Here is a 12,567-nt window from a genome sequence, read left to right as displayed (position 1 = left end):
TTCGTCACCGGGTGCCCTTCGCGGCGAACTTGGCGACAGCGTCGACGTTGGACTTGTCGACGAAGGCCGGTCCGGTCAGGATCGGCTGCTCGCCGCCGCCGCTGTAGTTGCCGTTGGTCTTGTAGAGCCACAGGGAGTCGACCGCCAAGTAGCCCTGGAGGTAGGGCTGCTGGTCGACGGCGAACTCGACGGTGCCCTTGCTGATGGCGCCGGTCAGGTCCTTGTTGAGGTCGAAGGTGGCGACCTTGGCCTTGCTGCCCGCGTCGCTTACCGACTGCGTGGCGGTCAGTGCGATCGGCGCGCCGAGCGTGATCACGTGGTCGATGGAGCTGTCCTGCTTGAGCTTGGCGGTGATCGTCGACTTGACCGACGGCATGTCAGTACCGTTGACGTACAGGTTCTCCAGCTTGCCGCTGAACGTCTTCTTCACGCCGTCGCAGCGTTGGGTGAGTCCGATGTTGCCCTGCTCCTGGATCACACAGACGGCGTTCTTGGCGCCTAGCGAGTTCAGCTTGTTGCCGAGACCCTCGCCCGCCACGGTCTCGTCCTGCCCGAAGAACTGCAGCAGGCCCAGCTTCTTCCAGTCGCTCACACCCGAGTTGAGGCCGACTACCGGGATGCCGGCCGTCTTCGCCTTGCTCACGACGTCCTTCAGGGCGTCCGGCTTGGCGAGCGTGATCGCTATACCGTCGACCTTCTGGTCGATGGCGTTCTGGACCAGGTTGGCCTGGGCGCCCGCGTTCGGGTCCGCCGAGTAGACGAGCTTGATGTTGTCCTTGGCGGCCGCGGCCTCGGCGCCCTTGCGGACGATGTCCCAGAACGTGTCGCCGGGCGACTGGTGGGTGACCAGCGCGACCGTCATACGGGGCGTGTTGGCCTTGCCTGCGGAGGCACTGTCTCCGCTCTCCTCGGACTTCTTGCCGCCGGAGCTGCTGGAGCAGCCCGCGACGAGGAGCGCGGACGCCGCTGCCAGCGCGACGAGAGGGGCGATTCTCCGAGAGCGGGGGTGAAACGTGCGGTCCATCTTTCCAGCACCTCACTGTGCGACGGGGGGAAAGGGAACGGGACGGCGCGGGGGGCGCGAGGCCCGTGCGGGGACCCGGACGGGATGTCCGGGTCATGTGCCGGTGACGCGGCTGTTTCGTTGGGACGGGATACAAGTCCCTGATGCACCCACCTGTCAATACTTTGTTAAGACATCATTTCCTGAGCAGGTCCGAATGTCAGTACAAACTCTTGACAGGGGCTCACTCCGGGTCCTACACCTAAGAGGCATCGGGCGCCCCGTTGCCCGCTTCCCACGCATCAGGAGCGTCACGCATGCCTGAGTCCGCTGAATCCTTCGACGCTGAGTCCTTCGACGTCATCACCATGGGACGCATCGGCGTCGATCTCTATCCCCTGCAGACCGGTGTGCCGCTCGCGCAGGTCGAGACCTTCGGAAAGTTCCTCGGCGGCTCGGCGGCCAATGTGGCGGTGGCCGCCGCGCGTTTGGGCCGGGCCACTGCGGTCATCACCCGCACTGGACAGGACCCCTTCGGCACCTACCTCCACCAGGCGCTCAAGGAGTTCGGCGTCGACGACCGCTGGGTCACACCCGTCGACGAGTTCCCCACGCCGATCACGTTCTGCGAGATCTTCCCGCCGGACGACTTCCCGCTGTACTTCTACCGGCGGCCCAAGGCGCCGGACCTGGAGATCCGGACCGACGAGCTGGACTTCTTCGCGATCCGCGCGGCCCGCATCTTCTGGATCACCGGCACGGGACTGAGCGAGGAGCCCAGCCGCTCGGCCACGCTCGCCGCCCTCAAGGCGCGTGCCAAGTCGGGCACCACCGTCTTCGACCTCGACTGGCGCCCCATGTTCTGGTCGGACCCGGACGAGGCGCGCCCGTACTACGCCGAGGCGCTGCGGCACGCCACCGTCGCCGTCGGCAACCTCGACGAGTGCGAGATCGCCACCGGCGTACGCGAACCACGGGCCTGCGCCGAAGCCCTGCTGGAAGCCGGCGTGGAACTCGCGGTCGTCAAACAGGGCCCCAAGGGAGTCCTGGCCGTCCACCGCGACGGCACCGTCGCCGAGGTCCCGCCGGTACCGGTGGAGGTCGTCAACGGCCTTGGCGCCGGAGACGCGTTCGGCGGTTCCCTGTGTCACGGTCTGCTGTCCGGCTGGGAGCTGGAGAAGACCATCCGGTACGCCAACGCGGCCGGCGCCCTCGTCGCCTCCCGGCTCGCCTGCTCCTCCGCGATGCCGACCGAGACCGAGGTCGAAGACCTCCTCGCGCGCGGCTGACCGAGTCCGAGGCGGACGACCTCCTCGTACGCAACTGCCGCCCCAGTCCGAGGCCGACGACCTCCTCGTACCCGGCCGGCCGACGCCACCCCTGAACGGAGCCTGTCTTGAGTATCAGCATCCCCGACCTCGTCACGGTGCGCGCCCGGCACCCGGAGGCCATCGCCGAAGCGGCCGCCCGACGGGTCCGCCGCCCGCTGATCGGCGACAGCGGCCGGCTGATGATCGTGGCCGCGGACCACCCCGCGCGCGGCGCCCTCGGTGTCGGCGACCGCCGCCTGGCCATGGCCAACCGCGCCGACCTCCTGGAACGCCTCTGCACCGCGCTGTCCAGGCCCGGAGTGGACGGGGTGCTCGCCACCGCCGACATCCTGGAGGACCTGCTGCTGCTCGGGGTCCTGGAGAACAAGATCGTGATGGGCTCCATGAACCGCGGCGGGCTCGCCGGCGCCTCCTTCGAGATGGACGACCGCTTCACCGGCCACCGCGCCGAGGACATCGAGCGGCTCCGCTTCGACGCCGGAAAGCTGCTGGTGCGCATCGACTACGACGACCCCGGCTCGCTGGAGACGCTGGAGACCACCGCTCGCGCCGTCGACGACATGGCGGCACGCCGACTGCCGCTGTTCGTCGAGCCGTTCATATCCCGCCGGGTCGAGGGCACGGTCCGCAACGACCTGAGCGCCGAGGCCGTCACCCGGTCCATCGCCATCGCCTCCGGCCTGGGCGGCACTTCGGCCTACACCTGGCTCAAACTGCCGGTCACCGACGACCCCGACGACATGGCCGAGGTGCTGGAGGCCTCCACCCTGCCCGCCGTGCTGCTCGGCGGCGAGGTCGGCCAGGACCAGGAGGGCGCGTACGAGAGATGGCGCAAAGCCCTGCGGCTGCCCACTGTCCAGGGCATGGTCGTCGGCCGGTCGCTGCTGTACCCCGCCGAAGGCAGCGTGGAGACCGCGGTGGACACCGCGGTCGGCCTGCTCTGACTCCCGTAGGCCTGCCGATTCCCGTAGAGGAGCCACTCCCGATGACCACCACGCACCACCTTCCCGCGGGCAAGGCCGCCACCGACGCCTACACCGTGGACGTCACCCCCGAGTCGGCCGGCTGGGGCTACTCCAGCCTGCGAGTGCTCGAACTGCCGCCCGGCGGCTGGCACAGCTTCGACACCGGCGACAGCGAGTGGATGGTGCTCCCGCTGTCCGGCGGCTGCACCGTCGCGGTCGGCGGCGACACGTTCCGGCTGACCGGCCGCGAGAGCGTCTTCAGCGGGGTCACCGACTTCGCGTACGTTCCCCGCGACGCCCAGGTCTCGATCGCCTCGCGCGACGGCGGGCGGTTCGCGCTCACCGGCGCACGCTGCACCCGGCGGCTGCCCGCGCGCTACGGACCCGCCTCCGCCGTCCCGGTCGAACTGCGCGGCACTGGCAACTGCTCCCGACAGGTCAACAACTTCGGCGCGGCAGGGGTCTTCGAGTGCGACAAGCTGATCGCCGTCGAGGTGATCACCCCCGGCGGCAACTGGTCCTCCTTCCCGCCGCACAAGCACGACGAGCACCGCCCCGGCGAGGAGTCCGAGCTCGAAGAGGTCTACTACTTCGAGTTCGCCGCCCACGAGGGCACGCCCGGCCTCGGCTACCAGCGGGTCTCGCCCTCGGGCCAGGGCAGCGGCACCGACGTGCTCGCCGAGGTGCGCGACGGCGATGTCGTCCTCATCCCGGACGGCTGGCACGGACCGTCCATGGCCGTGCCCGGACACGACATGTACTACCTGAACGTCATGGCGGGCCCCGGCACCGACCGCTCCTGGCTGATCTGCGACCACCCCGACCACGCCTGGATCCGGGGTACCTGGCCCGAGCAGCCGGTCGACCCCCGGCTGCCCCTGTACACCGCCCCCGAGAGGTCCTGATGAGCACCACCACCCGCCGCCTGACCACAGCACAGGCCCTGGTGCGCTTCCTGTCCGCGCAGTACAGCGAGCGTGACGGCGTACGCCACCGGCTGATCGCCGGCACCTGGGGCATCTTCGGCCACGGCAATGTGGCGGGCATCGGCCAGGCACTTCTGGAGGCCGGCGAGGACACCATGCCGTTCCACCAGGGCCGCAACGAACAGTCCATGGTGCACGCGGCGGTCGGCTACGCCCGCCAGCTCAACCGCCTGTCCGCCCAGGCCGTCACCACGTCCATCGGCCCCGGCGCCACCAACCTCGTCACCGGCGCAGCCCTCGCGACCATCAACCGCCTCCCGGTACTGCTCCTGCCCGGCGACTACTTCGCGACGCGCCCCGCCGACCCGCTGCTCCAGCAGCTGGAACACCCCGTCGAGGCCGACGTCTCCGTCAACGACACGCTGCGGCCGGTCTCCCGCTACTTCGACCGGATCACCCGCCCGGAGATGCTCATCCCCTCCGCGCTGAACGCGATGCGCGTCCTGGCCGACCCCGCCGACACCGGCGCCGTCACCCTCGCCCTGCCGCAGGACGTGCAGGCGGAGGCGTACGACTGGCCGGAGGAGTTCTTCGCCGAGCGCGTCTGGCGCGTACGCCGCCCCGCCCCCGACCCGGTCGAACTCGCCGAAGCCGTACGGGCGATCCGCGCCGCCGGGCGCCCTCTGATCGTCGCCGGCGGGGGAGTCCACCACAGCGAGGCCGAGGGCGCGCTCAAGGCCCTGGCCGACGCCACCGGCATCCCCGTCGCCTCCACCCAGGCGGGCAAGGGTTCGCTGCGCCACGACCACCCCGCCGACCTCGGCGGCATCGGCCACACCGGCACCGCCGTCTGTGACGACATCGCCCGCACCGCCGACCTGATCATCGGCGTCGGCACCCGCTACACCGACTTCACCACCGCGTCCAACACGCTGTTCCAGAAGGACGGTGTCCGGTTCGTCAACCTCAACATCACCGCCTTCGACGCCCACAAGCTCGCCGCCCGGACGCTGGTCGCGGACGCGCGGACGGGTCTGGAGGCGCTCACGGCGGGGCTGTCCGGCCACCGTGTCGACGTGGCGTACGAGGCCGAGTACCGCGCGGGCAAGGCGCGTTGGGAGGACGTGGTCGAGGCCGCGTACCGGGCGGAGGACTCCGCCGTGCCCACCCAGACACAGGTCCTCGGCGCGCTGGACGCCGTCGTCGGCGACGACGACGTGGTCATCAACGCGGCCGGATCGCTCCCCGGCGACCTGCACAAGCTGTGGCGGGCGCGCGGCCCGCGCCAGTACCACCTGGAGTACGGCTTCTCCTGCATGGGCTACGAGATCCCGGCCGGCATCGGCGTCCAGCAGGCCGCCCCTGGCACGGCGGTCTGGTCGCTGGTCGGCGACGGCACCTATCTGATGATGCCGACCGAGATCGTCACCGCCGTCCAGGAGGGCCTGCCCGTCAACCTGGTCCTGATCCAGAACCACGGCTACGCCTCCATCGGCGGCCTCTCGGAGGAGATCGGCGGCGAGCGCTTCGGCACCGCCTACCGCTATCGCGCCGCCGACGGCACCTTCTCCGGTGCCCCGCTCCCGGTGGACCTGGCCGCCAACGCCGCCAGCCTCGGCATGGACGTCCTCCGGGCCAAGACCGTACGGGAACTGCGCGACGCGCTGGCCGAAGCGCGCGCCTCGGACCGGCCGACCTGCGTGTACGTCGAGACCGACCCGACGCCCACCGCACCGCCCGCCGCGGCCTGGTGGGACGTACCCGTCGCCGAAGTGGCCACGCGCGAAGCCGCGTTGCACGCCCGTGAACGCTACGACGGCCAGGTCGCCGGCCGCCGCCGCCACCTGTGACCCCGACTTCTTGAACTCCCCGCCCACGAAAGGCCCCCGCACCATGAAGACCATCACGCACTGGATCGGCGGCAAGCCCGTCGAGTCCGTCTCCGGACGCTTCGGCCCGGTCTACAACCCGGCCACCGGCGCCCAGGAGAAGCAGGTCGGTTTCGCCTCCGTCGACGAGGTGGACGCCGCGGTCGCCAAGGCGAAGGCCGCCTTCGAGAGCTGGGGCGAGGCCTCGCTCGCCAAGCGCACGGCGGTCCTGTTCAAGTACCGCGAGCTGTTGGACGCGCACCGCGACGAGATCGCCGAGCTGATCACCGCCGAGCACGGCAAGGTGCACTCCGACGCGCTCGGCGAGGTCGCGCGCGGCATGGAGATCGTCGAACTGGCCTGCGGCATCTCCGAGAAGCTCAAGGGCGAACTGTCCACCCAGGTCTCCAGCCGCGTCGACGTCGCCTCGATCCGCCAGCCGCTGGGCGTCGTCGCCGGCATCACGCCGTTCAACTTCCCGGCCATGGTGCCGATGTGGATGTTCCCGCTCGCCATCGCCTGCGGCAACACCTTCGTGCTCAAGCCGAGCGAGAAGGACCCGTCGGCCTCCTTCCGGCTGGCCGAGCTGGCCTCCGAGGCGGGCCTGCCGGACGGTGTGCTGAACATCGTGCAGGGCGACAAGGTGGCCGTGGACCGGCTCCTGGAGCACCCGGACGTCGTCGCGGTCTCCTTCGTCGGCTCCACGCCGATCGCCAAGTACATCCAGCTCAAGGGCGTCGAGCACGACAAGCGCGTACAGGCCCTGGGCGGCGCCAAGAACCACATGCTCGTCCTCCCCGACGCCGACCTGGACTTCGCCGCCGACCAGGCCATCAACGCCGCGTACGGCTCGGCCGGCGAGCGCTGCATGGCCGTGTCGGTCGTGGTCGCGGTCGGCGACACCGGCGACGAGCTGGTCGCCAAGATCGCCGAGCGCGCCAAGGGCCTGAACATCGGCCCCGGCAACGACCCGGCCTCCGAGATGGGCCCGCTCATCACCCGCGAGCATCGCGACAAGGTCGCCTCGTACGTCAGCGGCGCGGCGGCCCAGGGCGCCGAGGTCGTCGTCGACGGCACCGGCTACACGGTCGAGGGACACCCCGAGTGCGCGGACGGCTTCTTCCTCGGCGTCTCGCTGCTCGACAAGGTGCCGGTGACGGCGGACGCGTACAAGGACGAGATCTTCGGCCCGGTCCTGTGCGTAGTGCGCGCCGACACCTACGACGACGCCATCAAGCTCATCAACAGCTCCCGCTGGGGCAACGGCACCGCGATCTTCACCCGGGACGGCGGCGCCGCCCGCCGCTTCCAGCTGGAGGTCCAGGCGGGCATGGTCGGCATCAACGTGCCGATCCCGGTCCCCGTCGGCTACCACTCCTTCGGCGGCTGGAAGGACTCCCTCTTCGGAGACCTGCACATCTACGGCAACGACGGCATCGCCTTCTACACCCAGGGCAAGGTGATCACCACCCGCTGGCCGGACCCGTCCGACGGAGGCATCAACCTCGGCTTCCCCAGTCACTCCTGACCCAAGCGGCGGCCGGCGCGGGAACGGACCCGCGGCCTCCCGCACCGGCCGCCTTTCAGGACCGAACGTCACGACCGACCGTCAGGACGATGCGATGGCAAGGGTTCCCGTCCGCCGGACCACCGGATCCCCACGAGCGACGGCAGCCGCCCCGCCCGTGGGCCTCGATTTCGCGCTCGACCGGAGCAGCCCCGTTCCGCTCTACTACCAGCTCGCGCAGCAGCTGGAGTCCGCGATCCAGCGCGGAGTGCTGGGCTCGGGAAGCCTGCTCGGCAACGAGGTCGAGCTCGCGGGGCGGCTCGGCCTGTCCCGCCCCACCGTCCGCCAGGGCATCCAGACCCTCGTCGACAAGGGGCTCCTGGTCCGCCGCCGTGGCGTGGGTACGCAGGTGGTGCACAGCCAGGTCAAACGCCCACTGGAGCTCAGCAGTCTCTACGACGACCTGGAGACCGCCGGGCAGAGCCCCACGACCCAGGTGCTGCACAACGAGACCGAGCCGGCCTCCGCCGAGGTCGCGGCCGCCCTGGGCATCACCGAGGGCAGCGGCGTACACCGTGTGGAGCGGCTGCGCCTCACCCGCGGCGAGCCGGTGGCGGCCCTGTGCAACTACATCCCGGAGGGACTGCTGGACGTCGACACCGCCCGGCTGGAGTCGACCGGCCTGTACCGCATGATGCGCGCCGCCGGCATCACCCTGCACAGCGCCCGCCAGTCCGTGAGCGCCCGCTCCGCCACACCGCACGAGGCCGAGCGGCTGCACGAGCCCGCGGGCGCCGCGCTGCTCACCATGCAGCGCACGGCCTACGACGACACCGGCCGCGCGGTCGAGTACGGCACCCACATCTACCGCGCCTCGCGGTACGCCTTCGAGTTCCAGCTGCTCGTCCGCTCCTGAGGGTCACTCACCGGCGTCGCGGCGCGCCTGACCGCGGCGGCGCAGCAGGAGCAGACCGCCCGCGAGGGCGGCGACGCCGGTGGCGGCGGTCCAGGCGGGGAGGTCGGAGGAGCCGGTGGCGGCCAGGTCGCCGCTCCTCCCGCCGAGCGGGCTCGACGAGGAGGAGGGCGCGGCGGACGCGGCGGTGGACGCGCCGCCGGCGGGCGACGTGCCGGACGCGGTGGTGGAGGGTGTCGGGGACGCCGTCGCCTCGGCGGTGGTGGCCCGGGGGCGGGTGAACGCCAGGGTGCCGAAGCCGAGTTGGTCGTAGCCACCGCTGTTGGGGCCGTAGTCCCCGCCGCCGCCCTCGGGGGCGAACCGGGCCGCGATCCGGGTGAGGTACTGCGCGTCCAGTCCCCGGCGCTTGGTGTAGTGGCTCGCGACCATCGCCCAGATCGGCCGGGCCATGGCCGGGTCGACGGCCGCCGCCGCGGACGCGGTCTCCGTGCCCGACCAGATGCCGGGCGCGCCCTTCTTCCGGGTGTACGCGGTGAAGGGCACGTCTCCGCCCATGCTCCACTTGGCCACGTACTGGGCGCCCTTGAGGAAACGGCTGTCGTCGTAGCCGTACAGGTCGATGCCCTGGTTCCAGGCCATCTCGCAGATGGTGCCCATCAGGCCGACGCCGAGCAGCGCGTGGCCCTGGTCGCGGCCGGCCTCGACCCATTCGGCGAGACCGTCGTCGTACACGACCGGGATGGCGTTCTTGACCGAGCCCATGCCCTCGCCGTGCTTGAAGTAGTCGACGGCGCGGTTCACCTTGGCGCGGTCGTCGCACAGGATGCCGATCGCGAGGACGGAGGCGATGTTCGTCAGGTCCCAGTTGGCCCAGTAGTTGGTGATGTAGGCGCCGTTGTGGTTCGCGAGGAAGTCCTCGCTCAGCGGGTGGAAGACGTCGAGCATCATCTGCTGGAAGCGGGCCAGTTCGAAGCCGTCGTAGCCGCGGATGAGCTCGGCGGCGTTGGCGAACTGGTAGCCGTACAGGCCCGAGGCGAGGAACCGGTCGGCGCTGCCGTCGAGCTTGGTCAGCTTGGCCGACCAGGCGTTGAGGATGTCGCGGGCGGTGTCGGCGTGTGCGGTGTCCCCGGTGATGTGCCAGCGCAGGGCGTTCTGGTAGGCGGCGTGGATGTCGTTGTACAGCGTGCGGTAGTTCTCGGGCGAGCCGGAGCCGCGGTAGACCGTGGCCTGCGGGTTGGCCTTCCAGGTGCTCTGCGCGTGCGCGTTGGCCGTCAGCTTGGCGAAGCCGGCCGTGTAGGGCTGCGCGCCGGCCTTCACCTTGGCCGCCATGCGGGCGAGATCGGCCCGGGTGTGCAGCATCCCGGGGTGTGCGAAGGCACCGCCTGCCGCCGACGCCGGGGCCGCAGCGAGGGCCGTGCCGGTCCCGGCGGCGCCCGCCGCCACCCCGGCGATCTTCAGCATGTTCCGGCGACTGATCTGTGCTGTCACTGACTCGGTTCCTTAACGCTCGGGTGCCTGGGGATGCCCTACGCACTGGAGACGTCGTGGAACGCGGCCGATAACAAAAAGTTGGGCGCGCCATCGGGCCCTCACGCGACCCCGTTCCGCCGGGAGCGACGGCTCGATCCGCGGCCCTGCGCGTCAGTTCAAGGTCACACCCGGATCCCCGCGCGCCCGGCGTGCAGCTCGGAACGGATGAGTTCGAGAAGGCGACCGATCCAGTTCCGGCCGCGGCCGCCGTTGTCGCCCCAGAAGTCGGAGTCCATGTGGTCGTAGACGAGTGTCGCGTCGTCCGTGGCCAGGAGAATCTCGGCGAGGGGCGGGTGCTGGGTGTACTTGGCCCGCAGCAGCCCGGTCATCACAGAGGTACGGGCCTGTTCCCAGCCGTCGCGCCGGCGGGCGCCGGCGGCCAACTGCTGGGCGGCGTACGCACTGTCCGCTGCGGTGATCGCGGCCCGGGCTTCGGGGTCGTCGGTCGAGAGGGCCCAGTACGCGTAGGCGACCGACGGGTAGATGACGCCGTCGACGTCGATGGGTGCCGGGTAGCCGTTGCGCAGGGCCTTCGTGCCCGGATCGTCGGACTGCTTCAGCGGATAGCTCTGGTAGAGGTGGATCGCGGGGGCGACAGGAGTCGCGGGTCCGTCCGCCGGGACCCGTGAGGGCCGTTCGGCGATCCACTTCGCCCGGTCCTCGAAGTAGGCCACCGCGTCGTCGTACATCTCCTGGGTGACCGCTTCGTCCGGCCACTCCATGCGCCCGCCGGGTCCGGCCACCAGGGCCTGAAGAGGCCAGTCCTTGCGGTCCATGTCGCCGAGCGCGTAGTGGCGCTGCGTCTCGGGGATGGCGAGGTAGGCGGCGCGCGCCACGGCCCGCTTCTCCTCGGTCCGGTCGGCGAGGAACGCGTCAACGGCGGTCAGGCACCGCTCCGTCGAGTCGGGGCGGCCGTTGAGCTGGTCGATGGTGTCGCGCACTTCGGCGAGCAGCAGCTCAGGGGTGTGCCAGCTGCGCGGCTCGCTGAATTTCCAGGCGGCCAGCTCATGGCCGGACGCCCTGGCGCCCTCCGGGAGTTCGGTGGCGACCCAGCCGCTGCGCAGCTTCTCTTCGAACTCCTCAAGGGTGACCAGGCCCCAGCAGTTGACGAGTCCGTCCGCGTAGATGAACAAGTCGGTCAGGAAGTAGTCGCCGTTACGGATGAAGGCATGCCGCCAGGTTCCGGGTACGCGTATGCCGTCCGCCATGCGGTAGGTGATCCGATTGCCGATCATCGCGTCATTGTGACGGACCCCTCCACGGCGCGAAGTGTATTTTCCGCCCGGGTCCGTTGCCCCGATCCGTTCGCGTCGCTCAGGTCGGTGAAACCCACGTTCCCAGCTCGGCGGAGCGTGACATGGCGTCCAGCGCGGCGGCACTGTGAACCGCGTCAACCAGCGTCGCGCCGTACGCGGTGTTGTCAGCGATGGACCGCAGGAAGTTGCGCGCCTCGATGACCTTGAGGTCGTCGTAGCCCATGCTGTTCGCCGCGCCCGGCTGGAAAGCGGCGTACTCGCCCTGCCCGGGCCCGACGTACAGCGTGCTGACGGGCTGGTCCTGGTACGACGTACCCCTGCTGACGCCCAGTTCGCCCATCCGCCGGAAGTCCCAGAAGACCGCGCCCTTGGTGCCGTGCACCTCGAAGCCGTAGTTGTTCTGCTCGCCCACCGAGACCCGGCAGGCCTCCAGCACACCGCGCGCGCCGGAGGCGAAGCGCAGCAGGCAGTTGACGTAGTCCTCGTTCTCCACCGGGCCCAGCTCGCCGCCCGCCGCGCGCGTATGGCCGGCGGTCGCGCCCGTAGGGCGGGCCCGCTCGGGCAGGAAGATCGCGGTGTCCGCGGTCAGTGCCTCGATCTCGCCGAGCAGGAAGCGCGCCAGGTCGACGCCGTGCGAGGCCAGATCGCCGAGGACCCCGCTGCCGCCTCGCTCCCGCTCGTACCGCCAGGTCAGCGCGCCCTCAGGATGCGCCGCGTAGTCGCTGAACAGCCGGACGCGGACATGGGTGACGGTGCCGAGCTCGCCGGAGGCGATCAGTTCGCGGGCGGCGACGACGGCGGGCGCGCCCCGGTAGTTGAAGCCGACCGTGCCCTGTACCCCGGCCTTGGTCACCGCGTCCGACACGGACACGGCGTCCTCGGCGGTCAGGCCCACCGGCTTCTCGATCCAGATGTGCTTGCCCGCCTCCGCCATCGCGGTGCCGATCTCGCGGTGCAGGAAGTTCGGCGCGGCGATGCTCACCGCCTGGACCCGGGGGTCGGCGGCGACCTCATGCCAGTCCCGGGCCGCGGTGGCGAAGCCGTACTGCGCCGCGGCCTCCTCGGCGCGGCCGGGCACATCGTCGGCGACGGCGATCAGTTCGGGCCGCAGGGCGAGCTCCGGGAAATGGTGCGGCACGCGGGCGTACGCCTGGGTGTGCACCCTTCCCATCCAGCCGAACCCCACGACGGCAACGCCGAGCGTACGCACCATGACTGCCCCTCTTTGGACCGGTCCAACAAGTTCCCGGCTCACATTGAAGGCCGTT

Annotated in this window: 10 protein-coding genes; 6 read left to right on the top strand and 4 right to left on the bottom strand. The window is 70.7% G+C overall.

Annotated elements, in window-relative coordinates:
• Window positions 1–4: 4 nt before the first annotated feature.
• Entirely contained in the window at window positions 5–1,024 is a 1,020-nt protein-coding gene (locus AB5J50_RS05770) for a sugar ABC transporter substrate-binding protein (RefSeq protein WP_369255505.1), read from the bottom strand.
• A 296-nt stretch (window positions 1,025–1,320) separates the two neighbouring features.
• Between AB5J50_RS05770 and iolC the strand changes: the two genes are divergently transcribed.
• The 6 genes from iolC (at window position 1,321) to AB5J50_RS05740 (ending at window position 8,516) form a co-directional block, all read left to right on the top strand.
• Window positions 1,321–2,292, top strand: coding sequence for a 5-dehydro-2-deoxygluconokinase (iolC, locus tag AB5J50_RS05765; RefSeq protein WP_369255503.1), 972 nt, complete (start codon window positions 1,321–1,323; stop codon window positions 2,290–2,292).
• A 107-nt stretch (window positions 2,293–2,399) separates the two neighbouring features.
• Window positions 2,400–3,278, top strand: a complete 879-nt coding sequence (locus AB5J50_RS05760; RefSeq protein ID WP_369255501.1) for a deoxyribose-phosphate aldolase — start codon at window positions 2,400–2,402, stop codon at window positions 3,276–3,278.
• A gap of 41 nt (window positions 3,279–3,319) precedes the next feature.
• Window positions 3,320–4,204, top strand: a complete 885-nt coding sequence (iolB, locus tag AB5J50_RS05755; protein WP_369255499.1) for a 5-deoxy-glucuronate isomerase — start codon at window positions 3,320–3,322, stop codon at window positions 4,202–4,204.
• The gene (gene iolD, locus AB5J50_RS05750; RefSeq protein ID WP_369255497.1) at window positions 4,204–6,075 is read left to right on the top strand and encodes a 3D-(3,5/4)-trihydroxycyclohexane-1,2-dione acylhydrolase (decyclizing); all 1,872 of its coding nucleotides are present in this window, start codon (window positions 4,204–4,206) and stop codon (window positions 6,073–6,075) included. The genes iolB and iolD overlap by 1 nt, the downstream gene beginning before the upstream one ends.
• 43 nt (window positions 6,076–6,118) lie before the next feature.
• Entirely contained in the window at window positions 6,119–7,621 is a 1,503-nt protein-coding gene (locus AB5J50_RS05745) for a CoA-acylating methylmalonate-semialdehyde dehydrogenase (RefSeq protein WP_369255495.1), read from the top strand.
• 94 nt (window positions 7,622–7,715) lie between these two features.
• The gene (locus tag AB5J50_RS05740; protein ID WP_369255493.1) at window positions 7,716–8,516 is read left to right on the top strand and encodes a GntR family transcriptional regulator; all 801 of its coding nucleotides are present in this window, start codon (window positions 7,716–7,718) and stop codon (window positions 8,514–8,516) included.
• A 3-nt stretch (window positions 8,517–8,519) separates the two neighbouring features.
• On the opposite strand, the gene AB5J50_RS05735 is transcribed toward AB5J50_RS05740, so the two are convergent.
• The 3 genes from AB5J50_RS05735 to AB5J50_RS05725 form a co-directional block, all read right to left on the bottom strand.
• A complete protein-coding gene (locus tag AB5J50_RS05735; protein ID WP_369265315.1) occupies window positions 8,520–9,974 on the bottom strand; it encodes an alginate lyase family protein in 1,455 nt (484 codons plus the stop codon).
• A gap of 191 nt (window positions 9,975–10,165) precedes the next feature.
• Window positions 10,166–11,278, bottom strand: a complete 1,113-nt coding sequence (locus tag AB5J50_RS05730) for an NADAR family protein (RefSeq protein ID WP_369255491.1) — start codon at window positions 11,276–11,278, stop codon at window positions 10,166–10,168.
• A 79-nt stretch (window positions 11,279–11,357) separates the two neighbouring features.
• A complete protein-coding gene (locus AB5J50_RS05725; protein WP_369255489.1) occupies window positions 11,358–12,512 on the bottom strand; it encodes a Gfo/Idh/MocA family protein in 1,155 nt (384 codons plus the stop codon).
• Window positions 12,513–12,567 lie beyond the last annotated feature (55 nt).

The sequence above is a fragment of the Streptomyces sp. R35 genome (genome assembly GCF_041053035.1).
GTDB lineage: Bacteria > Actinomycetota > Actinomycetes > Streptomycetales > Streptomycetaceae > Streptomyces > Streptomyces lutosisoli.
The sequence above is the reverse complement of the archived record's forward strand: the minus strand, read 5'-3'. Positions and strand labels throughout refer to the sequence as shown.

Coding starts and splice junctions, on each gene's coding strand:
- AB5J50_RS05770 (WP_369255505.1), bottom strand. CDS start 1,024: ATGGACCGCACGTTTCACCCCCGCTCTCGGAGAATCGCCCCTCTCGTC.
- iolC (WP_369255503.1), top strand. CDS start 1,321: ATGCCTGAGTCCGCTGAATCCTTCGACGCTGAGTCCTTCGACGTCATC.
- iolB (WP_369255499.1), top strand. CDS start 3,320: ATGACCACCACGCACCACCTTCCCGCGGGCAAGGCCGCCACCGACGCC.
- iolD (WP_369255497.1), top strand. CDS start 4,204: ATGAGCACCACCACCCGCCGCCTGACCACAGCACAGGCCCTGGTGCGC.
- AB5J50_RS05745 (WP_369255495.1), top strand. CDS start 6,119: ATGAAGACCATCACGCACTGGATCGGCGGCAAGCCCGTCGAGTCCGTC.
- AB5J50_RS05740 (WP_369255493.1), top strand. CDS start 7,716: ATGGCAAGGGTTCCCGTCCGCCGGACCACCGGATCCCCACGAGCGACG.
- AB5J50_RS05735 (WP_369265315.1), bottom strand. CDS start 9,974: ATGCTGAAGATCGCCGGGGTGGCGGCGGGCGCCGCCGGGACCGGCACG.
- AB5J50_RS05730 (WP_369255491.1), bottom strand. CDS start 11,278: ATGATCGGCAATCGGATCACCTACCGCATGGCGGACGGCATACGCGTA.
- AB5J50_RS05725 (WP_369255489.1), bottom strand. CDS start 12,512: ATGGTGCGTACGCTCGGCGTTGCCGTCGTGGGGTTCGGCTGGATGGGA.